Genomic DNA, 21,959 nt, shown 5'->3' with positions numbered 1-21,959 from the left:
CGAGCGGGAATCGCGGGGCACAGACATCGTGGCCGCGCCGGGCAATCCCGTCGCCATGACATCGTTGTACTCACTCACGACTTCCGGAACACGGATTGCACCGATTGTCGTCGCAGGCGGTTTCCTTTCGCGCCTATCAGGACGACCGACGATTTCGTCCCTCGCTGTCCTTCGACGCCGTCGTCCACCCCGTTCGCCCCCTCGCCATGGGGATCAAGCCGGGCCAGAAGCCCGCACACTTCGCGAACTCACAGCCGACTATCGGTACATCGGCAGTGAAATCAGCCAACTCACCATGGAGGAGACCGTTTCACGGATGAAGGCCGCGCGTGCCGGAATCCACGGTCTCCCACATTCGGCTTGTTTTGCGTTTATTCATGTTCGTGTGCGCCATGGTGCGTGACACGCTTGGGCGGTGCTGCTCACGGATCAGGAACACCGCATCGAATTGCGCCCGCTGCGCTATCAGTTCCCGGTGGTCGTCGGCGACCGGTACGACGACAACTGGTTGGTCGTCGAGGGTGAGGTGACCACGCCCGAGGCCAGTTGGTCCTTCACCGACCCGTGCCTGCTGACCGGCGAGGCGCGTCAGATCTCGCCGTGGCTGCGCGCGGCCGGCGGCGAGACGCTGACGGGCAGGCTGCCGGATCTCGCCTTCCTGGAGCCCGTTCTGTCCTTCAGTCACGCCGCGGGGGGCCACGGTGCCGGGGCGGTCCGCGTGCACCTCTGTTACGAGGCGTCGCCCGCGTGGCGGAACGGCGAGAAGGGACAGGACGAGTACGTCATCGACATCAGGACCAGCACCGAGGAGCTGCGCCGGGCCGCGGACGAATGGGACCGCCGCCTGGCTCCTTTCCCCTCCCGCTGATCCGGACGTGCCCGCCCGTCTTCCCGGCCGGGGAGGGACGGTGAGCGTGTGCACATTCACTGTGAGAGTTGACTCTCACATTTTGTGAGAGGACACTCTCACGTCATGGATTCCGGGAATCGGCTGGGCGATATCGAGATCACCGATCCGCAGGCGATGCGGGCGTTGGCACATCCGGTGAGGCTGGCGATCCTCGACCGCCTCCACCGCCACGGGCCGGCGACGGCCACGCAACTCGCGCCCCACGTCGGAGCGACTCCCTCGGTGACCAGTTGGCATCTGCGGCACCTGGCAGGCTTCGGACTGGTCCGGGATGCCGAGGCCGGGGCGGACCGTCGGCAACGGCGGTGGGAGGCGGCAGCGCGTGGTTTCCGGTTCGAGGCACCGGAGGACGAGGAGGGCAGGTCGGCCGCGCGGGCGCTGTCCCGGGAAATGTTTGTCCGCTATGGAGATCTGCCGAGCAGGTGGGTGGTCGAAGTCGAGCCCGGCCTGGACCCGTTGTGGCAGAGGGCTGGTGGTCTGGCCAACACCCGTGTGGTCGTTTCGGCGGAGGAACTCGCGGCGATTCAAGACGCGATCGAGCACGTACTCGCGCCTTACGTGACACGCAACCCTGCCGAGCGTCCGGCCGGAAGCCGGGGCGTCCAGCTGATGCGTTACGCCCTGCCGGAGCAGGACGAGGAGCAGGCCGGCGGGACACCGTGAGCGCCCCGGAGGCGGGCGCTCCGATATCTCTGTGGCGTGACCGGCGCTTTTGCCGGTACTGGGCGGGGCAGTCGATCTCGGAGTTCGGCGACCGGATCACCGAACTGGCACTGCCGCTGATCGCCGTGACAGCGCTGAGTGCCTCGGCCAACCAGGTGGCGTGGCTGACCGCGCTCATCTGGACTCCGAATCTTCTCGCGATCATTCTGGGGGCTTGGGTCGACCGTCGGGTCCACAAGCGCCGCCTGATGGTCTTCGCTGATCTGGTGCGCGGGGCGGTGTTGCTCAGCCTCCCCGTCGCGTACCTGCTCGACGCGGTGAGCCTCGGTCAGTTGTATGCCGTGGCGGTGTTGACCGGCACCGCAGCGGTGCTGTTCAACACCGCCTATCCGCCCTTCTTCGCTCATCTCGTGCCCCGCTCGTCCTACGTCGAGGCGAACAGCAGGCTCAGTGCCAGTCGGTCGGTGTCGCACGTGGTCGGCCCGGCGGTCGGCGGCGGTCTCGTTCAGGCGTTGACCGCGCCCTTGGCTGTCGTTGTCGATGCCTTGTCGTATGCGGCGTCCGCGTTCCTGATAGGGCGGATCCCGCTCGGTGAATCGCCCACCGGTATCGACGAGGCAGCGGTTCCTTCACTGCTACGACGTGCCCGGGAGGGGATGAGCTTCGTCACGCGACACCCGGTGCTGCGTGCCGGGCTCTGCTGCGCGGTGACTGTCAACTTCTTCACCTTTGTCGCAGGCAGCGGGCTGATGGTCCTGTTCGCCAGCCGTGTCCTGGGGCTGCCCGCCGGAGTGATCGGGCTGGCTCTGGGGGTCGGTTCCACCGGCGCCTTCCTCGGTGCCGTCCTCGCCCCGAGGATCTCGCGGCGCATCGGGGTGGGGCGCAGCATCGTGGTGGGAGCCGCGCTGTTTCCGGCGCCCATCGCCATCGCGGCCGGCGCGGGAGGCCCGCTCTGGGCCCGCGCCGGAGCGCTGGCCGCGGCGGAGTTCCTCTCCGGGATCGGCGTCATGCTCTTCGACGTCAACCTCAACTCCCTGCAGACCAGCGTGATTCCTGATGGCATGCGCAGCCGCGTGGCGGGCGCGTTCAGCACCGTCAACTACGGCATACGTCCCATCGGAGCCGTCGTCGGCGGCCTGCTCGCCACCGCCTTCGGCCTGCGGGCAACCCTGCTCATCGGCGCCGCCGGGGGAACGCTGTCGGTGCTCTGGCTACTGGCTTCACCGATACCGCGCATCCACTCCCTGCCTCCGGACGACGTGGCCACTCCATGCGGCGCCGCCGATTCGGACAACCGCCCGACGCCTTGCTGACCCGGTGCCGAATCCGGCCGGCGAGCGTGGGCAGACCGTCTCCCTGCTGCCGGTGCGCATCGGGTACGCCCGTGCCTCGGCCGCCCGCCAGGAACTGGCGAGCCGGCTCGAAGCCCTCCACCGCGGCCAAGCCCTGTTACGGGCCGCCCCTTTCAGTCCTCCGGCGGGAAGACGACCTCCCCCGAGCCGATCAGCGTGATCGTGATCGCCTCGACCGGGCATCCCTCGGCCGCCGCGAGCACCCGCTCGTTGGCGTCGGTCTCCGGGGCCGACGGACGGGACTGCCGGGCGGAATCCAGCGCGAATCCTCCCGGGGCGTGGTTCACGCACATTCCGGAACCGATGCAGACCCCGCGGTCGACCTCCACGGCCCAGCGGTCCCCCATCACGCCCCCTCGTATCCGGCCGGCAGATGAATCATCTTGTGCTCGAAGTACTCGGCGTATCCCTCGGGCCCGAACTCCCGTCCCAGACCGGAGTTCTTGTAGCCGCCGAAGGGACCGAGCATGTCGAGGCTGAAGGTGTTGACGCTGTACGTGCCCGTTCTGACCCGGCGGGCGATGTCGATGCCGCGCTCGGTGTCGGCGGTCCAGACGCTGCCGCTGAGGCCGTACTCGGAGTCGTCGGCGATCCGTACGGCCTCGTCCTCGTCACCGTACGGCAGGAGGCAGATGACGGGACCGAAGATCTCCTCGCGGGCGACGCGCATGGAGTTGTCGACGTCACCGAAGAGGGTCGGCTCCACGTACCAGCCCCGGTCCTGGGACGCCGGACGCCCGCCGCCGGTGAGGATCTTGGCGCCCTCGTCCTGGCCGATCCTGATGTAGTCGAGCGACCGCTGCTGCTGGCGCCGCGCGACGAGGGGGCCGAGTTCGGTGGCGGGATCGAGCGGGTCGCCGACCCGCAGCGCGCTCGCGGCAGCGGCGAACGCCTCGGCCGTCTCGTCGTAGCGGGAGCGCGGAACGAGGATCCGGGTCTGGGCGACGCACGCCTGGCCGTTGATCATCCAGGCGAAGGGAACGATCCCGGCGACGGCCGTCTCCAGATCGGCGTCCGGGAGGATCACGGCGGCGGACTTGCCGCCCAGTTCCAGTGTGACACGGGTGAGGTTGCGGGAGGCCACCTCCATCACCCGCCGCCCGGCGGCCACGGAGCCGGTGAACGACACCTTGTCGACGCCGGTGTGCCCCACCAGGTACTCGCTGACCTCGCGGTCGGCGGGCAGGATCGACAGCACCCCCTCGGGCAGCCCGGCCCCGGCCGCGATGTCGGCCAGGATGTAGGCGTCCAGCGGGGATTCGGGCGAGACCTTGAGCACGGCGGAGCAGCCGGCCAGCAGCGCGGGCGCGAGCTTCGCGGCGGCGGTGAACTGCGGAACGTTCCACGGCACCACCGCCGCGACCACCCCGACCGGCTCCCTGCGCACCAGCAGCGGCCCGAGAGCACCGTCCCGGCGCTCCTCGTACGGGAAGGTGCGGGCGACGGTGATCGCCGCGTCCCACACCATCATCGCGGCGAGCGCCTGCACCATGACGCTCGACGTGTACGGAGTGCCGTTCTCCGAGCTGATGACCCGGGCGATCTCCTCGTACCGCGCGGCGAACGCGTCCTTGATCCGGGTGATCACCGCGATCCGCTCGTCCAGGGTCATCCGCGGCCAGGGCCCCTCGTCGAACGCCCGCCGGGCGGCGGCGACGGCCCGGTCCACATCCCCCTCGCAGGCGTGCGGCACCCGGCCGATGACCTGTTCGGTGTGGGGCGATACGACCTCGATGACATCCCGGCCCAGCGGATCGACCAACTCCCCGCCGATGAACAGTTTTCCGTGTTCGACAAGCTCGGTCATGGCTGCTGCCTCCCGCGACCCGGCACGTTACCTGACTCCGTGTCAGAACTGATACCAGTTCCAGTTCCAGGAGTCCACGGCTTCGACAACGCGCGCGGCCGGACGGCCGTCGTCGCGCCACCCGGGCTTTCGCGGCACACGACTCGCTTCCCCGGTGTGCCGCACGGGTAGGGACGAGAACGACCCCGTCCCCCACGCACCCGCTCCAGAAGTTCCGAATTCCACCAGCTCAGAAGGGAAACACGTGTACGCCCCATCCCGCACCGAACCGGATCACCCGTCCACCCCCGGGCCAGTCACCTCCGAACACCCCCTCGTGGGCGCCTGGTTGCTGAGCACCGTCGCCATCATGGGCGCCACCGGCGACACGCTCGAACACCCCCTCGGGCAGAGTCCGACAGGACTGATCACCTATACCGCCGACGGCCACATGTCGGTGAGCATGCTGAACCCGGAGGCCGAGTCCTCCCCGGAGGAGGGGACGGCCGGACCGGTCGACACCGCGACCCTGTTCAGGACTTCTCCTTACCTGGGATACGCGGGCACCTACGAGGTGACGGGCGACCTGGTCGTCCACCATCTGCACGTGGCGTCCTTGCGCCCGTGGGTCGGCACCAGGCAGGAGCGCCGGTGGCGGGTGGAGGGGGACCGATTAACCCTGCTCCCCCCGACCGAGGGAACCGGCGACGGAGCGCGCACCCCGCGACTCGTGTGGCACCGTCCGGCCAAGGGCGCCGCATGAGCGACGAGTGATCCGGGTCACCGGCCGCCCGGCCGGTGACCCGGACCCACTGCCCGGCGCGGGGCTCCGACCGTACGGACCGCCCCGCGCCGACGCGTGAACCGTGGCCCGCGCGGCGCGCGACGGGCGCGGGCCACGGGCGGAAACACGGGGCGGCCCGCGCCCAACACCCACCGGCGCGGTCGTCCCGCGAGCCGTCGGCGGCCGCCCGCAATCCCGTGCACCCCGAACTCCCGGGGTACGCCGGGCAGATGGACGTACCGACAGATGGTCGACCGGGGCTACTACTGAAACAAGTTCTCGTTACAGTGGGCGCGGTGCGCCGCACGCCATACGTCCGGTGCCTCAGGCCTCGAAGAGAGATGAGGAGCCCATGACGCAGGTGACCGACCATGGCGGGGGCGTGCACAGCATCAAGGTCCCCATCCCGGACAATCCGCTCGGCCACACCCTCGTCCATGTCCTCGACACCGATCGCGGGCCGGTCCTGATCGACACGGGCTGGGACGATCCGGAGGCGTGGGACACCCTCACCGCCGGGCTCGACGCCATCGGTACGGGCATCGGCGACATCCACGGTGTGGTCATCACCCATCACCACCCCGACCACCACGGCCTCTCCGGCCAGGTGCGCGAGGCCTCCGGGGCCTGGATCGCCATGCACGCGGCGGACGCCGCGATCGTGCGCCGCACCCGGGAGGCCCGGCCCGGCACCTGGCTGGCGTACCTCTTGACGAAGCTCACCGCGGTCGGTGCGCCCCAGGAGCATCTCGCGCCGCTGCGGGCCGCGGTCGAGGGCGGTCGGATGCGCACACTGCCGGGGCTGCGGTCCGCGCTCCCGGACCGGGAGATCGTTCCGGGTGAGCTCCTCGGCCTGGCGGGCCGCCGACTGCGGGCGATCTGGACTCCGGGGCACACGCCCGGTCATGTCTGTCTGCATCTGGAGGAGGAGCATCCGGGGAATCTGCCGGGCCGGGGGCGGCTGTTCTCGGGGGATCATCTGCTGCCGGGGATCAGCCCGCACATCGGGCTGTACGAGGACCCGGACACCGCGCCGGGCACCGCCCCCTCCGCCGGGGGAGACCCCATCGGTGACTACCTCGGCTCGCTGGAGCACATCGGCCGGCTCGGCGTGGCGGAGGTGCTGCCCGCCCACCAGTACGCATTCACGGACGCCGCGCGGCGCGTACGGGAACTCCTGGACCATCACGAGGAACGGCTGACCGGACTGCTCAAGCTGCTGGCCACCCCGCTCACGCCGTGGGAGCTGGCCGAGCGGATGGAGTGGAACCGGCCGTGGGAGCAGATCTCGCACGGTTCACGGAACATCGCCGTCTCGGAGGCCGAGGCGCATCTGCGGCGACTGGTCAGGCTGGGGCGCGCGGAGGCGGTGGCGGGGAGCGAGCCGGTGACGTACATCGCGGTGTGAAGGGCGCGGCGGGCCGTCGGGCAGGGAGCTCGTTCACCCTCTCCCGGGCACCCCGGGCACCCCGGGCACCGGCACGGGCCGGGCTTCCGGCGAGCGCGGTGAAGCCGTCGCCCGTCGGGCCCCCGGGGCCGCGGGGAGCCGTCGCCCGTCGGGCCCCCGGGGCCGCGGGGAGCCGTCGCCCGTCCCGTGGGGGACGAGCCCCCGGACGGCCCCGGAACCCGTCCGGCCCCGCCCGGTAGAGTGTGCGGGTCGTCATCATGCCCGTTCAGGGGGAAGCCGGTGCGAATCCGGCGCTGACCACGCAGCCGTGAACCGTCGTCGCAGACGGTGAGTCGGAATGCCCTGTCCGCGGTCGTGACCGGCTCGCGACCTCCGGAACCCCGGTGGTCGGCACCGTCGAGGTATACGGAGCCGGAGCCTGGTGCCTGAGCGTGCCTGTGCCCGGTTCCCCGCAGGAGAGGCCCCGCCCGCCATGACCGTACGCCGCAGCGCGGCATCGCTCGCCGCCATCGCCACCGTGCTCTGTGCGGCCGCTGCCCCGGTCGCGGTGGCGGCGCCGTCCCCTTCCCCCTCGCCGTCCGCTGCCCTGCCGTCCGGGCTGTACGGCACGAAGGACCCGACCTACGACGGTGTCTGGCGGCAGTCGCTGGCCTTCCTCGCCCAGCGGCTGGAGGGCGTCACGCCCGCGACGGAGTCGGTGGACTGGCTGATCGCCCAGCAGTGCGGCAACGGCGCCTACGCCGCGTACCGGCCCGACGTCTCCCGGCCCTGCACCGGGAAGACGGTGCTGGACACCAATGCCACCGCGGCCGCCGTCCAGGCGTTCGTCGAGGTGGGCGGGCACCGGGACACCGTGAACAACTCGGTCCGCTGGCTGAAGTCCGTACAGAACGAGGACGGCGGCTGGGGCTACACCGCCGGCGCGCCCAGCGACGCCAACTCCACCTCGCTGGTGATCGGCGCCCTCGCCCGGCAGGGCCAGCGGCTCGCGGACATCACCACCCCGAACGGCAAGACCCCCTACTCCCCGCTGCTCGCGCTCGCGATCCCGTGCGGCGGCAAGGACGGCGGCGCCTTCGCCTACCAGCCCGACAAGGCCGGCAAGCTCGCCGCCAACGCGGACGCCACCGCCGCCGCCGTGCTCGGCACGATGGGCAAGGCCCTGGCCGTCGGGAACAACGCCGCGACCAAGGGGACCAGCTGCCACCCGGGGTCCGGTCTCACGCCCGAGCAGGCCGCCCAGAACGGCGCCCACTACCTCGCGAACGCCCTCGCCACGAGCGGCCACCTCGACCTGGCCCCGATGCCGGGCGCCTCCGACACCACCCCGCAGCCCGACTTCGGCAACACCGCGGACGCGGTCGTCGCCCTGTCCGCGGCGGGCCACCAGGACAAGGCCGCCAAGGCCGTGGCCTGGCTGAAGAAGAACTCGGGCCCCTGGGCCGAGCAGAACGGTCCCGCCGCCTACGCCCAGCTGGTCCTGGCCGCGCACGCGACCGGCTCCGACGCCCGCGACTTCAACGGCGTCAACCTGGTCGACCGGCTGAACGCGACCGGTCCCGCGCCCGCGGCCGTCACGACGCCCGACCCGTCCGCCGACACCGGGTACGAGGCCACGGAGAAGGACCAGGTGCACAGCGGCGACGACGTGATCGGCGGCGTGTGGTGGTTCATCGGCATCGGCCTCGTCGTCGCTGCGGCCGCGGCCTTCCTGATCAGCGGCCGGCGCAAGAACCGGCAGCTGTGAGGCGGGCGGGAAGGGCCACCGCGCTGCTGGTGGCCCTGGCTGCCGTCCTGGCCGTGCTCGGCGCGGGGACGGCCCAGGCGGCCGGGTACCGGTACTGGTCGTTCTGGGAGAGCTCCAGCACCGGCTGGACGTACGCCACCCAGGGCCCGTCCCTGGTCCGGCCGGACGACGGCACGGTGCAGGGCTTCCGGTTCTCGGTGAGCGAGGACTCCCAGGACTCGGCGAAGCCGCGCCGCTCCCCCGACTTCGCGAAGATCTGCGCGGACACCCCGGCCCAGGACGGCACCAAGCGGGTCGCGCTGGTCATCGACCCGGGCACGGCGGCGGACGCCCCGGTCGGCGAGACGCCGCCCGCGCCGCGTACCGCGTGCGCGCGGGTCACCCCGGACGCGAGCACCGCCGAGGCACTCGCCTCGGTGGCCAAACCGCTGCGTTACAGCAGCGACGCGCTGCTCTGTGCCATATCCGGCTATCCGGGCTCGGGCTGCGGCGAACAGGTCTCGGGCGACGGGCACGCCACGCCTTCCGCGACCGTGTCCCCGGGCGCCTCCGTCCCCGCCGCCGCCTCCGCCGGTTCGGGCGGCTCCGGCGGCGGGCCGTCCGCCGGGGTGCTCGTCGGCGTCGGCGCCGTTCTCCTCCTCGGCATCGCCGCAGTCGTGCAGGCCCGCCGCCGCCGCGGATGACCGCCCCGACCAGCGGCGCGGTGACCGGCGCCACCGGCACCGTCCGGCCGCGCCGGCCGCTGCGCGCCCCCGGGGCGACCCGGAGCAACGCCCTGCCCGCCGGGGCCTGGTGGCTGTGGGCGCTCGGTCTCGCCACCGCCGCGTCCCGGACCACCAATCCACTGCTGCTCGGGCTGCTGGTGGGGGTCGCGGGCTATGTGGTCGCGGCGCGCCGTACGGACGCGCCGTGGGCCCGTTCGTACGGGGCGTTCATCAGGATCGGGCTGTTCGTCGTCGGTGTGCGGCTGGTCTTCTCGGTCCTTCTCGGTTCACCGATCCCCGGGACGCATCCGGTGTTCACGCTCCCCGAGGTGCCGCTGCCCGACTGGGCGAAGGGCGTCAGGATCGGTGGCCGGGTCACCGCCGAGCAGTTGGTCTTCGCGCTGTACGACGGGGCGAAGCTGGCGACCCTGCTGATCTGTCTCGGTGCGGCGAACTCGCTCGCCAACCCGGCCCGGCTGCTGAAGTCGCTGCCGGGTGCGCTGTACGAGGCGGGGGTCGCCGTCGTCGTCGCCATGACGTTCGCGCCGAACATGGTCGCCGATGTGGTGCGGCTGCGCACCGCACGGCGGCTGCGGGGCCGTCCGACCGGCGGCGTCAAGGCGGTCCTCCAGATCGGACTGCCGGTCCTGGAGGGTGCGTTGGAGCGCTCGGTCGCGGTGGCGGCCTCGATGGACGCGCGCGGATACGGGCGCACGGCCCAGGTTCCGCCCGCCGTCCGGCACACCACGAACGTCCTCACGCTCGGCGGGCTGCTCGGGGTGTGCGCGGGCACGTACGGGCTGCTGGCCGCGCAGGGCGCGGTGTACGGACTGCCGCTGCTGATCGCCGGGCTGGTCGCCGCGATGGCCGGGCTGCGGCTCGGCGGGGCCCGCTCGGTCCGTACCCGCTACCGGCCCGACCGGTGGGGTGGGCGGGCCTGGCTGGTGGCGGGTTCGGGGGTCGCCGTGGCCGTGGCGATGGTCTGGGCGGGCGGTGTCGACGCGGAGGCACTGCGGCCGGGCGTCGTACCGCTGGCCGCGCCGGTGCTTCCGCTGTGGCCCGCGGCGGCGGTGCTGATCGGGCTGTTGCCCGCGGTGGTGGCGCCCGTGCCGGCCCCGGTGGGCGCGCCGCATTCCAAGGAGAGCCAGTGATCCGGTTCGAGCACGTCTCGGTGCGCTACGAGGGCACCGCGCGCCCCACCCTGTCCGGGGTCGATCTGACCGTCCCGGAGGGCGAGTTGGTGCTGCTCGTCGGCCCGTCCGGGGTCGGCAAGTCGACGCTGCTGGGTGCCGTCTCCGGTCTGGTGCCGCACTTCACCGGCGGCACGCTGAGCGGCCGGGTCACGGTCGACGGGCGCGATACCCGTACCCACAAACCACGCGAACTCGCCGATCTGGTGGGCACGGTGGGTCAGGACCCGCTCTCCCACTTTGTCACCGACACGGTCGAGGACGAGCTGGCGTACGGGATGGAGTCGCTGGGCCTGGCCCCCGACGTGATGCGGCGTCGGGTCGAGGAGACCCTCGACCTGCTGGGTCTGGCCGGGCTGCGCGACCGGCCGATCGCCACGCTCTCCGGCGGCCAGCAGCAGCGGGTCGCGATCGGCTCGGTGCTCACCCCGCACCCGAAGGTCCTGGTCCTCGACGAGCCGACGTCCGCCCTGGACCCGGCGGCGGCCGAGGAGGTCCTCGCCGTGCTCCAGCGGCTGGTGCACGACCTCGGTACGACGGTCCTGATGGCGGAGCACCGGCTGGAGCGGGTGGTGCAGTACGCGGACCAGGTCGTCCTGCTGCCGTCACCGGGCGCGGCACCGGTCATGGGCGCGCCCGCGGACGTCATGGCCGTCTCCCCGGTCCACCCGCCGGTCGTCGCGCTGGGCCGGCTGGCGGGCTGGGAACCGCTGCCGCTCTCGGTCCGCGATGCCCGGCGCCGCGCGGCCGGTCTGCGCGAGCGGCTGGCGTCGGCACGGCCGCCCGCCGCGCCGTCCGGACCGGCCGGGGCCGTCGTGGCCCCGCTGCCCGCCGTCCCGGCACCGGCGCGGCGCGGCGCCCTCGCCCGGCTGCTGGGCCGCGGCGCCCGGACCACCACCGCCGCTCCCGGTCCCGTGGGCGACACCCCGGCCCGGGTCGAGCGGCTCGGTGTACGGCGTGGGCGCGTCGAGGCGCTGCGCGGGGTGACGCTCACCGTCGCCCCCGGCGAGACGGTCGCTCTGATGGGCCGCAACGGTGCGGGCAAATCCACTCTGCTGGCCACGCTCGTGGGCATGGTCGAGCCCACCACCGGCACCGTCCTCGTCGGCGGCCGGATCCCGCACCGCACGCAGCCGCGCGAGATGGTGCGCCGGGTCGGGCTCGTACCGCAGGAGCCGCGCGATCTGCTGTACGCGGACACGGTCGCCGCCGAGTGCGCCGCGGCCGACGCCGACGCGGGCGCCGCGGCGGGCAGCTGCCGGGCCCTGGTCTCCGAGCTGCTGCCCGGTGTACCGGACGACACCCACCCCCGTGATCTCTCCGAGGGCCAGCGGCTCGCGCTCGCCCTGGCCGTCGTGCTCACCGCGAGGCCTCCACTCCTGCTCCTGGACGAGCCGACCCGTGGCCTGGACTACGCGGCGAAGGCCCGGCTGGTCACGGTTCTGCGCGCGCTCGCGGCCGAGGGCCACGCGATCGTCCTGGCCACGCACGATGTGGAGCTCGCCGCCGAGCTGGCGCACCGCGTGGTGATACTCGCCGACGGGGAGATCGTCGCGGACGGGGAGACCCGGCAGGTGGTGGTCTCCTCCCCGGCGTTCGCCCCGCAGACCGCGAAGATCCTCGCCCCGCAGGAGTGGCTGACCGTGACACAGGTGCGTCGCGCACTGGGAGCCGGGGCATGAGCGGAAAAGCCGGCGGGAAGGGCCGCACCACGGACCGGCGCCCGGTACGGCCGATACGTCTGGGGCCGCGCGCGATCGCCGCGCTCGTCCTCATCAGCGCGATCGGCGTGGTCGCGTTCGGCTGGCCGCTGCTGGCCGGCGCGGGCTCCGGTCTGGCGCACTCCCAGGACGCGCCGTGGCTGTTCGCCGCGCTGCTGCCGCTGCTGGTCGGCGTGGTCGTCGCGATGATCGCGGACTCCGGTCTCGACGCGAAGGCGGTGGCCATGCTGGGGGTGCTGGCGGCGGTCGGCGCCGCGCTGCGTCCACTGGGCGCGGGCACGGCGGGGCTGGAGCCGATGTTCTTCCTGATGGTCCTGAGCGGCCGGGTGCTCGGGCCCGGCTTCGGCTTCGTGCTCGGCTCGGTGACGATGTTCGCGTCCGCGCTGCTCACCGGTGGAGTGGGGCCGTGGATGCCGTTCCAGATGCTGTCGATGGGCTGGTTCACGATGGGCGCGGGCCTGCTGCCGGGGCCGGACCGGCTGCGCGGGCGGGCCGAGCCGCTGATGCTCGCGCTGTACGGGTTCGTGGCGGCGTTCGCGTACGGCACGGTGATGAACCTGTACGGCTGGACGATCGTGCCCGGTCTCGGTTCGGGGATCTCGTTCCACGCGGGTGACCCACTGTCGCAGAACCTGGTCCGCTTCCTCGCGTACTGCACGGCGACCTCGCTCGGCTGGGACCTGGGCCGGGCCGTACTCACCGTGGTGCTGACCCTCACCATCGGCCCGACGCTGCTGAAGGCGCTGCGCCGGGCCACGCGCCGGGCCGCCTTCGAGGCCCGGGTCACATTCGACGCCTCCGGTGAGTGAGGACTCCCACAGGGCGTTGGTCCTCCACGATGCCGGGGAGCAGCCGCGCCGCCGCGGTGGACACCGTCCCGCATCCGCTCCGACCTGCTCAGGAGCCCTTCGGGGTGGTCCGGACGGTGCGGGCCCTTCGGCTCCGGGTAACGAGGCCAACCACCGGTACTGAGCCGGTGGCTCCTGAGCCCGCACCAGGGTCCCGACCACCGGTCGGGGCCTTCGCCACGCCGTAAAAACCTTCAAGACTTGACAAATGTTCAAGTTCATATAACTTGGCGAGCTTAATTACTCGTTGGTCCATCTAGGCGCATTTTGCTCGGCCGTCCGTTCCAGACGGCCGCCGGAGCGTTGTCACCTACGTGGAACCTCGTGAATTCTGGGATCGGAACACCGTCCTGGCGGAAGCTTTCTGCGCCAGCGACGAACGCATGCGTCAGGCACAGGCGTTGCTGGACGAGGCGCAGGCCGAGCGCAGCAGGACACTCGCGGCATTCGCCGTCACGGTCGGCGACGACGGCTCGATCGCGGACTTGATGGGCCTCAACGAACGCGAGGTGCGATTAGCACGTCGCACGGTGGGCCGCACCGACGCGCGCTCCCTCGCCGAGGAGCTCCTCAGGCGGCCCCCGCAGGCGGCGCCGGAGCCGAAGGACGAACCCCCCGCCGTACCCGAGATCCCGTTTCCGCACCCACGTGAGGAGATGGTCGTCCCGCCGCCGGACATGGCACCGCCCGCCCCCGCCCCTGCCGCGGCAGCGCCCGTCGAGGTGGAGAACACGGTGTTCTGGTCGCCCAGCATGGACTCCGTGCTGCTGTGGAGCTGGGAGTCCGGCCTCGACCTGCAGACGGTCGCCGCCGAACTCGGACTGGAGGTACGGGCGCTGCTGATGCGCGTACAGGAACTCGCCAACGACGGGCTGCTCACGCTCGCGGCCCCGGTCGCCGAGGTGAGCCGGTCCGGGCGGCACCGCCGCCACGAGGACGGGTACGCGACCCTGTTCAGCCCCACGGCCACCTTCCCCACCCACGTGCCGTACTGAGCGGGCGTCTCCGCCCGCCGCCCCACGGCGTGGATCCGGCCGGGCCGCCGGCCGGATCCGCCCCGCCGGGGCCGGGTTCAGTGCCGCGCGGCGACCGTGTCGAACCAGCGCACGATCTGGGGCCCCGACTTCATGTACGTGGCGTTGTGGCCGGTCGCCCCCTGGTCGACCACCCGGGCCCTGACACCGTGCTCCGCCAGGTCGGCCGCGCAGTTGCGGGCGTTGGCGATCGGCACATCGGTGTCGCCCGACGAGGAGTACAGACGCACGGGCACGTCCGGCTTCCAGGCGCAGTTGCCGTCCTGGGCGCGCACCGCGGCCAGCAGGGCACCGGTGGGGTGCTGGACCTGCCGGTAGTAGTCGTCGGTGAGCAGTTCCTTCAGAGTGCCGGGCAGCGCCGGGATGATCTGCTCCTCGACGTGGTTGGTGTCGAACAGGTCGTCGACGATTCCCGCGTACGGCTCCCGGAACGCTTCGGAGGGGTCCTTGTAGAGCGGGTGGAGCCCGTTCTGCGCGGTGAGGAAGTACGTCATGTAGAAGATGCCGCTGATGTCGTTGACCCGGCCGTCGAACAGGGCGGGCATCTCGGCGTGCTCGATGTCGTACGGCCCCGAGACCGGGGCGAGGGCGCGGAGCCTGAAGTGCCGGTCGGCGCCGTTGTCGAGGGCTCTGCCCAGGGCCATCGCGACCTGGCCGCCCTGGGAGAAGCCGCTCGCGTACACATCGCCGGTGAGCGGGCGGTTCAGCCGCTGCGCGGCGGTGCGGGAGGCCCGCAGCATGTCGACGGAGGCGGTGACGGAGGACTTGGTGTCCATGTACGGGTGGCGGCCCGGCCCCTTGCCGAGTCCGAGGTAGTCGGGGGCGGCGACGGCACGGCCCGCCGAGGCGTGGAGATAGGGGGCGAAGCGGCCGAAGTCCTCGCCGACGGAGGGCGCGTAGTCGCGGTGGGCCATCGTGCCGTGGGTGTCGGAGACCAGGTCCAGTCGGTGCGGGCCGCCCTTGGGAAGGACGAGGAGTCCGGTGGCGGTCGTGGGGGCGCCCTGCGGGGTGACGGTGCGGTAGGTGAGGCGGTAGGCCCGCAGGCCGTGGCGGACGGTGTCGGTCGCCATCCCCCCGGAGGCGAGGAAACGGGCCACGTCGGCGCGGCCGAGGTCGGCCACGGGGGTGAGGGACAGGAGGTCCCCTCTGTCTCGCGCTGCGAGCGTGTGGGAGGACTCGGCCGCACCGACGGGCTGTTGGGCGACGGCGGGCACGGTGCCGAGTGCGGCCAGGACCACCACGGTGGCGGCGGCCGGTCCACGGCGGGCGGTGCGGCGTCGCTTGCTCCAAGTCGACTGGTTCGTAGCGCTGTTCTTTTCCATGCCCAAGACGCTATGCAGCCGGGCGTGGCACGGGTATCGGCCTGGGCCCCCGACCGGAGGTACACCTGACGACACCCCGGCCAGGGGGTGTGAGCTGCTGTCGGTCTGCTGAGCTGAAGTGTGCTGGAGTGGGTTCTGCCGGTGGGTTCACCCAGTGGGAACGGAAGTTCTGGGGCCGCATGGGTGACCTTGGCAAAACGGTCTTCCCCATCGGTGCGGTGCCGGAGCCGCCGCATCCTGCCCGCCGGCTCGACGTCAGAGCCGCTGGATGATGGTGCCCGTCGCCAGCGCGCCACCCGCGCACATGGTGATCAGCGCGAACTCCTTGTCCCGGCGCTCCAGTTCGTGCAACGCCGTGGTGATCAGACGGGCACCGGTGGCGCCCACCGGGTGGCCGAGCGCGATGGCCCCGCCGTTGACATTGACCTTTTCGAGGTCCTGCCCGAAGACCTGGGTCCAGCTCAGCACCACCGAGGCGAAGGCCTCGTTGATCTCGACGATGTCGATGTCCTTGAGTGACATCCCGGCCTTGCCGAGCACCGCGCGGGTCGCGTCGATCGGTCCGTCGAGGTGGAAGTGCGGGTCGGAACCGACGAGCGCCTGGGCGACGATCCGGGCGCGCGGCTTGAGCTTGAGCGCGCGTGCCATCCGCTTGGACGCCCACATGATCGCGCAGGCTCCGTCGGATATCTGGGAGGAGTTGCCCGCGGTGTGGATCGCGGTGGGCATGACCGGCTTGAGCCGGCCGAGGCCCTCCATCGTGGTGTCCCGCAGCCCCTCGTCCCGGTCGACCAGACGCCACATCCCCTCACCGGCCGCCTGCTCCTCCTCGGTGGTCGGCACCTGGACCGCGTACGTCTCCCGTTTGAAACGCTCCTCGGCCCAGGCGACGGCCGCCCGCTCCTGCGAGATCAGCCCGAGCGAGTCGACGTTCTCCCGGGTCAGGCCGCGGTTGCGGGCGATGCGCTCGGCCGCCTCGAACTGGTTGGGCAGGTCGACGTTCCACTCGTCGGGCCAGGGCTTTCCCGGTCCGTGCTTGGAGCCGCTGCCCAGCGGCACCCGCGACATGGCCTCGACACCACAGCTGATGCCGATGTCGATCACTCCGGCCGCGACCATGTTGGCGACCATGTGCGAGGCCTGCTGCGAGGAGCCGCACTGGCAGTCCACGGTGGTGGCGGCGGTCTCGTACGGAAGGCCCACGGTGAGCCAGGCGTTGCGGGCCGGATTCATGGACTGTTCGCCGGCGTGGGTGACCGTACCGCCGACGATCTGTTCGACGCAGTCGGCGTGGATGCCGGTACGACCGAGGAGTTCCCGGTAGGTCTCGCCCAGCAGATAGGCGGGATGCAGATTGGCGAGCGCGCCTCCGCGCTTGCCGATGGGGGTGCGTACGGCTTCGACGATGACGGGTTCCGCGGCCATGAGCTCGTCCTCTCCTCGCCCTTCCGCAGGGGCGTCCCGGCGCCCGCGGAGGGAACTAGTACGCGTTCTAGTTCTTCGAGCAGTCTTATGAGCCTTACCCCGGGTACGCAAGGGCCTTGCACACACCTTGCGCCCGCTTCATACCTGCCTCACCCACTCTTCACGCAACAGATCGGGCCACCCCTCTTGCCAGTTGTAGAACTCGTTACTACGTTTCGGGCAACTTCTGATGGGTCGTCAGGCATCGTTCGGGCGGCTCTCGGACCGACCTGGAGTTGCCGATGCCCTGCCCCCATCTGCCCGAAGGGTTCGACTTCACCGACCCCGACCTGCTCCAAGCCCGCATTCCGCACCCGGAGTTCGCACAGATGCGGCAGACCGCGCCGGTCTGGTGGTGCACCCAGCCGGCCGGTATCTCCGGTTTCGACGACGAGGGCTACTGGGTCGTCACCCGGCACGCGGACGTCAAGTACGTCTCCACCCACCCCGAACTGTTCTCCTCGCACACCAATACGGCGGTCATCCGCTTCAACGAGTCGATCAGCCGCGACCAGATCGACGTCCAGAAGCTGATCATGCTGAACATGGACCCGCCCGAGCACACCCGGGTTCGCCAGATCGTCCAGCGGGGCTTCACACCCCGGGCGATCCGCTCCCTGGAGCAGGCCCTCCGCAGCCGCGCCCGCTCGATCGTCGAGACGGCTCTCGCCTCCGCCGACGACGACGGTTCGTTCGACTTCGTCACCGACATCGCCGTCGAACTGCCGCTCCAGGCCATCGCCGAGCTCATCGGCGTACCGCAGGAGGACCGGTCCAAGATCTTCGACTGGTCCAACAAGATGGCCGCGTACGACGATCCCGAGTACGCGATCACCGAGGAGGTCGGCACCGAGGCGGCCATGGAGATCGTCTCGTACTCGATGAACCTGGCGGCCGCCCGCAAGGAGTGTCCGGCCAAGGACATCGTCTCCCAGCTGGTCGCCGCGGAGGGACAGGGAAATCTCTCCTCCGACGAGTTCGGCTTCTTCGTGATCCTGCTCGCCGTCGCCGGGAACGAGACCACCCGTAACGCCATCAGCCACGGCATGCACGCCTTCCTCACCCACCCCGATGAGTGGGAGCTGTACAAGCGCGAGCGGCCGGAGACCACCGCCGAGGAGATCGTCCGCTGGGCCACTCCCGTGGTCTCCTTCCAGCGGACCGCCACCCAGGACCTCGAACTCGGCGGGCAGCACATCAAGAAGGGCGACAGGGTCGGACTGTTCTACTCCTCGGCCAACAACGACCCCGAGGTCTTCGAGAACCCGGAAACCTTCGACATCTCCCGCGATCCCAACCCCCACCTCGGCTTCGGCGGCGGCGGTCCGCACTTCTGCCTCGGCAAGTCCCTCGCGGTGATGGAGATCAACCTGATCTTCAACGCGATCGCCGACGTGCTGCCGGACCTGCGACTGGTCGGCGACCCGCGGCGGCTGCGCTCGGCCTGGCTCAACGGGATCAAGCAGCTGCAGGTCAGCACCGCCGCACACGGTGCCGACCTCACCACCGCCGTGGACTGACGGCCCTGCACCGGCTTCGGACGGCGGGGGCCGTCTCCCTCACGCCCCGGCCCCCGCCGCCCGTACCGGCAGCCCCGACCCCGCCCGAACCCCCGTGCGGAATGAGCACATCGGCGCGTGGATCATGGCGGGAATGCACGCTCTGCTCTCTGCCTTCGCCCCCATCTGGATCCTCACCGCCATCGGCTGCGCGGCGGGCCGCGGCGGCCTCCTCGGTGTCCAGGCGGAAGCGGTGCTCGGCCGGTTCGTCTTCCATGTGGCCATGCCCGCGGCCCTGTTCGGAATGGTTTCCGGGGCGCGGCCTGCCGACTTCGCCAACTCCTCGATGCTGGCCTTCGCGGCGGGTACGACGCTGGTCTGCGGTCTCGGCTTCGTGGCGGCCGGCCGGTTCTTCGGCCGGGGCACGGCCGACCGGGCGATCGGCAGCATGGCGGCCGGCTACGTCAATTCCGCCAATCTCGGCATCCCGGTGGCGGTCCAGGTGCTCGGTGACGCGTCGTTCGTCGCCCAGATCATCCTGTTCCAGGTGCTGTTGGTCTCTCCCGTGATCCTGACGCTGCTGGACGCGGGCACGGGGCTGGGGCCGGGGACGGGTACCCGGAAGGGCGTCGTGTTCCGGCGGATGCTGACCATGCCGGTCCGCAACCCGGTCATCATGGCCTCGCTGCTGGGTGTCGTCGTCTCCGCGCTCGGACTCCGGCTGCCGCACGCCCTCGCCCACTCCTGCGACCTGCTCGGTGCCGCCGCGGTGCCGACGGCCCTGATCACGCTGGGCCTCTCCCTGAACGGCCGTCCTACGACCGACGGTCCGGCGACGGAACCCGCGAAGGGCGGTGCGGGCGAAGAAGGAGCGGGGCGTGCGGGGCGTGCGGTGCGCACGCGGCGCGCGGAGGTCGTGGTGGCGGTTGCCCTCAAGACGCTGGCCCAGCCCCTGACCGCGTTCGTCGTCGGCGGGCCGCTGCTGCGCCTGCCGGACCATCAGCTGCTGGCCGTCGTGCTCTGCTCGGCGCTGCCGACTGCTCAGAACGCCTTCATCTACGCCCAGCAGTACGGCCTGGACACCCGAGTGGCCCGCAACTCGGTGGTGGCCTCGACCGTGGTGTCCATGGCCACGCTGTCCCTCGCCACCTGGGCCCTGGGGGCGGCCCCCTGAGCCGTTCGAGTGGCGGACCGGAGCGGATGGACGGATGCTGGTCGAGCGACGATCCATGCCGAAGGGGCCGGGGGACGACGAGTTCGTCCCCCGCACCCCTTCGGCACCTCGGGGTTCCGTCCCCGGACGGCACTCCTCCCGGACACGGTCACCTGCGTTTGCCGCCCACCGCGTCGCCGGTCGGTCTCGCGGCCGGACGCGGAGCCGGAACCGCCAGGTCGTCCAGGGGTTTTGCCGCCGCCGGCACGGTCGGCGGCCGCAGTTTCCGGGGCCCTGACAGCATGTAGGTCAGTCCGAAGCCGAGCGCGACGACGACCGCGCCGCCCACCGCGTCCAGCACCCAGTGATTGGCCGTGGCCACGATCGCGGAGACCGTGAACAGCGGGTGCAGCACCCCGAGCGCCTTCATCCACGCCTTCGGGGCCAGCATGACGACGACCACTCCGCACCAGAGCGACCAGCCGAAATGCAGCGAGGGCATCGCCGCATACTGGTTCGTCATCGAGGTCAGCGTTCCGTAGTCCGGCTTCGCGAAGTCCTGGACGCCATGGACCGTGTCGATGAATCCGAGCCCCGGCATCAGCCGTGGAGGGGCCAGCGGGTAGAGCCAGAAGCCGACCAGCGCGAGGAGCGTGGCGAAGCCGATGGAGCTGCGGACCCAGCGGTAGTCCGCGGGACGCCGTACGTACAGCACGCCGAGGACCGTCAGCGGCACGATGAAGTGGAACGTCGAGTAGTAGAAGTCGAAGAAGTCCCTCAGCCACACGACCTCGACGACCGCGTGGTTGGCCCAGTGCTCGATGTCGATGTGGAGCCACTGCTCCAGGGAGTGGATCTGGCGGCCGTGGTGTTCGGCGGTGCCGCGGCCGGCCGTCGCCGCGAGCCTGACCTCCGCGTACGCGGAGTACACGACCCTGATCAGCAGCAGTTCCAGCAGCAGGTTGGGGCGGCTGAGCACCCGCCGCCAGAGGGGCAGCAGGGGGACGCGGCTCCAGCGGGCCGGGGCCGGGACGGCGTGGTCTGCGGGCACCGGCCGCTGCCAGTACGGCGAGGTGCGCGACAGGAACGGTGCGGCACAGGCCGCACCGAGCGCCGCGAGCAGCAGGGCGTTGTCGCGTACGGGGAAGAGCACCGCCATGTCCGGCAGCAGCATCTGTGCCGGCAGCGTGATCACGAGCACCACGACCGCCGGCCACATCAGCCGGTCGGAGGCCCGCTTGCCGACCCGGCCGACCACGGCGAGCAGCAGCCACAGCAGCTGGTGCGGCCAGGCGGTCGGAGAGACGGCGACGGCGGCGCAGCCGGTCACGGCGACGGCGAGGAGCAACTGCCCGTCGTGCGCGTACCGTACGGCGCGGCGTAGTCCGAGACAGCAGACGGCGGCGGCGAGCACCACGAACAGCACGATCTCGATCGGTCCCGCCAGTCCGAAGCGGAGCAGCGCGCCGTGCAGGGACTGGTTGGCGAGGCTGTCAGGGTCGTCGCCGAGCCCGGCGCCCGCGACATGGTGCACCCAGTAGGTCCACGAGTCGTGCGGCATCGCCGCCCAGGCCAGCGCGGTGCAGGCGGCGAACGCGGCGCCGCCGGTCACGGCCGCCCGTCTCCGGCCGGTGAGCCAGAACAGGATCGCGAAGAGCAGCACGGTCGGCTGGAGTGCGGCCGCGAGGCCGATCAACAGACCAGAGGCGCGTTCTCCGCGCACCGTGAAACAGGCCAGCAGCACCAGCAGGACCGGCAGGATGCTGGTCTGCCCCAGGTGGAAGGCGTTGCGGACCGGCAGGGAGAGCATCAGCAGGCTGATCGCGACAGGGGCGGCCAGCAGAGCGGTGCGGCGGGTGACCGGGCCCGGCAGCGCGCGGGCCGCGATGATGCCCAGGGCGGCGACGAGCAGCAGCGAACCGAAGGTCCAGGCGACGCCGAGGCTCTGTTCCGCCGCCCTGGTCAGTGGCTTCAGCACCAACCCGGCGAACGGCGTGCCGGTGAACCGGTCGGTGTCGTACAGCGAGCCCGTGACATGCAGGACACCGTTCTCACCGATCCAGGTCTCCAGGTCGGTGAGCCGCTCGCCCGGCGGCTGCCGCAGCACCACCGCCATCTGCCGTACGGCCAGTGCGGCCACAACAATCCAGAGCAGGGCCCGAGCAGCCCTGATCCTCGCCCCCGCCGCCGCGTCTCCGCTCACACTGTGCTCCGCATTCGCCACGCTGCGCCGACCCTCCCGCCGTTTCGGTACCCGTCCTTCGATCCGGGCGTGCTGTGAAACCTTCGCATTGCGCAATGAAGTAGACACAATCCACCCCCTCTTCGCCTGACTGTCGCCCTCCTTTTTCCGAAAGAGAGTCCGCAAGGGCAT

Annotated in this window: 18 protein-coding genes and 1 riboswitch; of the genes, 13 read left to right on the top strand and 5 right to left on the bottom strand. The window is 71.4% G+C overall.

Annotated elements, in window-relative coordinates:
- Window positions 1-415 precede the first annotated feature (415 nt).
- The 3 genes from ACF1B9_RS00720 to ACF1B9_RS00710 all read left to right on the top strand — a co-directional run bounded on the left by ACF1B9_RS00720 (window position 416) and on the right by ACF1B9_RS00710 (window position 2,886).
- Window positions 416-868, top strand: coding sequence for a hypothetical protein (locus ACF1B9_RS00720; RefSeq protein ID WP_391742109.1), 453 nt, complete (start codon window positions 416-418; stop codon window positions 866-868).
- A gap of 105 nt (window positions 869-973) precedes the next feature.
- Window positions 974-1,573 (top strand): ArsR/SmtB family transcription factor, encoded by a 600-nt coding sequence (locus ACF1B9_RS00715; protein ID WP_391742111.1) that lies wholly within the window; start codon window positions 974-976, stop codon window positions 1,571-1,573.
- The gene (locus ACF1B9_RS00710; protein ID WP_391742112.1) at window positions 1,570-2,886 is read left to right on the top strand and encodes an MFS transporter; all 1,317 of its coding nucleotides are present in this window, start codon (window positions 1,570-1,572) and stop codon (window positions 2,884-2,886) included. The genes ACF1B9_RS00715 and ACF1B9_RS00710 overlap by 4 nt, the downstream gene beginning before the upstream one ends.
- A 152-nt stretch (window positions 2,887-3,038) precedes the next feature.
- Here the strand turns inward: ACF1B9_RS00710 and ACF1B9_RS00705 are convergent, their stop codons facing one another.
- Both ACF1B9_RS00705 and ACF1B9_RS00700 read right to left on the bottom strand, forming a co-directional pair.
- On the bottom strand, window positions 3,039-3,272 hold the full coding sequence (locus ACF1B9_RS00705) for a ferredoxin (protein ID WP_391742113.1): 234 nt from the start codon (window positions 3,270-3,272) through the stop codon (window positions 3,039-3,041).
- A complete protein-coding gene (locus ACF1B9_RS00700) occupies window positions 3,272-4,732 on the bottom strand; it encodes an aldehyde dehydrogenase (RefSeq protein WP_391742114.1) in 1,461 nt (486 codons plus the stop codon). The genes ACF1B9_RS00705 and ACF1B9_RS00700 overlap by 1 nt, the downstream gene beginning before the upstream one ends.
- 244 nt (window positions 4,733-4,976) lie before the next feature.
- Between ACF1B9_RS00700 and ACF1B9_RS00695 the strand changes: the two genes are divergently transcribed.
- The 8 genes from ACF1B9_RS00695 to ACF1B9_RS00660 all read left to right on the top strand — a co-directional run bounded on the left by ACF1B9_RS00695 (window position 4,977) and on the right by ACF1B9_RS00660 (window position 14,108).
- Window positions 4,977-5,474, top strand: coding sequence for a lipocalin-like domain-containing protein (locus tag ACF1B9_RS00695; RefSeq protein WP_391742116.1), 498 nt, complete (start codon window positions 4,977-4,979; stop codon window positions 5,472-5,474).
- 373 nt (window positions 5,475-5,847) lie between these two features.
- Entirely contained in the window at window positions 5,848-6,903 is a 1,056-nt protein-coding gene (locus ACF1B9_RS00690; RefSeq protein ID WP_391742118.1) for an MBL fold metallo-hydrolase, read from the top strand.
- 229 nt (window positions 6,904-7,132) lie between these two features.
- Window positions 7,133-7,268: riboswitch (cobalamin riboswitch) on the top strand.
- Window positions 7,269-7,375: 107 nt separating this feature from the next.
- Entirely contained in the window at window positions 7,376-8,650 is a 1,275-nt protein-coding gene (locus tag ACF1B9_RS00685) for a prenyltransferase/squalene oxidase repeat-containing protein (RefSeq protein WP_391742119.1), read from the top strand.
- The gene (locus ACF1B9_RS00680) at window positions 8,647-9,333 is read left to right on the top strand and encodes an SCO2322 family protein (protein WP_391742120.1); all 687 of its coding nucleotides are present in this window, start codon (window positions 8,647-8,649) and stop codon (window positions 9,331-9,333) included. Before ACF1B9_RS00685 ends, ACF1B9_RS00680 begins: the two co-directional genes overlap by 4 nt.
- On the top strand, window positions 9,330-10,505 hold the full coding sequence (locus ACF1B9_RS00675; RefSeq protein WP_391742121.1) for an energy-coupling factor transporter transmembrane component T: 1,176 nt from the start codon (window positions 9,330-9,332) through the stop codon (window positions 10,503-10,505). Before ACF1B9_RS00680 ends, ACF1B9_RS00675 begins: the two co-directional genes overlap by 4 nt.
- Window positions 10,502-12,226, top strand: a complete 1,725-nt coding sequence (locus ACF1B9_RS00670; RefSeq protein WP_391742122.1) for an ABC transporter ATP-binding protein — start codon at window positions 10,502-10,504, stop codon at window positions 12,224-12,226. Before ACF1B9_RS00675 ends, ACF1B9_RS00670 begins: the two co-directional genes overlap by 4 nt.
- Entirely contained in the window at window positions 12,223-13,074 is an 852-nt protein-coding gene (locus tag ACF1B9_RS00665; protein ID WP_391742123.1) for an ECF transporter S component, read from the top strand. Before ACF1B9_RS00670 ends, ACF1B9_RS00665 begins: the two co-directional genes overlap by 4 nt.
- A 422-nt stretch (window positions 13,075-13,496) precedes the next feature.
- On the top strand, window positions 13,497-14,108 hold the full coding sequence (locus ACF1B9_RS00660) for a hypothetical protein (protein ID WP_391742124.1): 612 nt from the start codon (window positions 13,497-13,499) through the stop codon (window positions 14,106-14,108).
- A 77-nt stretch (window positions 14,109-14,185) separates the two neighbouring features.
- On the opposite strand, the gene ACF1B9_RS00655 is transcribed toward ACF1B9_RS00660, so the two are convergent.
- Together ACF1B9_RS00655 and ACF1B9_RS00650 are read right to left on the bottom strand one after the other, a co-directional pair.
- Window positions 14,186-15,469: an alpha/beta hydrolase gene (locus tag ACF1B9_RS00655; RefSeq protein WP_391742126.1), complete on the bottom strand. Its 1,284-nt coding sequence runs from the start codon at window positions 15,467-15,469 to the stop codon at window positions 14,186-14,188.
- Window positions 15,470-15,724: 255 nt separating this feature from the next.
- Entirely contained in the window at window positions 15,725-16,894 is a 1,170-nt protein-coding gene (locus ACF1B9_RS00650; RefSeq protein ID WP_376273357.1) for a steroid 3-ketoacyl-CoA thiolase, read from the bottom strand.
- Window positions 16,895-17,175: 281 nt separating this feature from the next.
- Here ACF1B9_RS00650 and ACF1B9_RS00645 point away from each other — a divergent pair, with 281 nt between their 5' ends.
- Window positions 17,176-18,453, top strand: a complete 1,278-nt coding sequence (locus ACF1B9_RS00645; protein ID WP_391742127.1) for a cytochrome P450 — start codon at window positions 17,176-17,178, stop codon at window positions 18,451-18,453.
- Between the two features lie 133 nt (window positions 18,454-18,586).
- A complete protein-coding gene (locus ACF1B9_RS00640) occupies window positions 18,587-19,606 on the top strand; it encodes an AEC family transporter (protein ID WP_391742128.1) in 1,020 nt (339 codons plus the stop codon).
- A gap of 148 nt (window positions 19,607-19,754) precedes the next feature.
- Here the strand turns inward: ACF1B9_RS00640 and ACF1B9_RS00635 are convergent, their stop codons facing one another.
- Window positions 19,755-21,740 carry a bifunctional glycosyltransferase 87/phosphatase PAP2 family protein gene (locus ACF1B9_RS00635; protein ID WP_391742293.1) on the bottom strand — a complete coding sequence of 662 codons (1,986 nt, stop codon included), beginning with the start codon at window positions 21,738-21,740 and terminating at the stop codon, window positions 19,755-19,757.
- Window positions 21,741-21,959 lie beyond the last annotated feature (219 nt).

Origin of the sequence: Streptomyces sp. NPDC014727, assembly GCF_043083485.1 — a bacterium.
Classification (GTDB): domain Bacteria; phylum Actinomycetota; class Actinomycetes; order Streptomycetales; family Streptomycetaceae; genus Streptomyces.
Note: the sequence above shows the minus strand (reverse complement) of the source record. Positions and strands in the feature narration are given on the sequence as shown.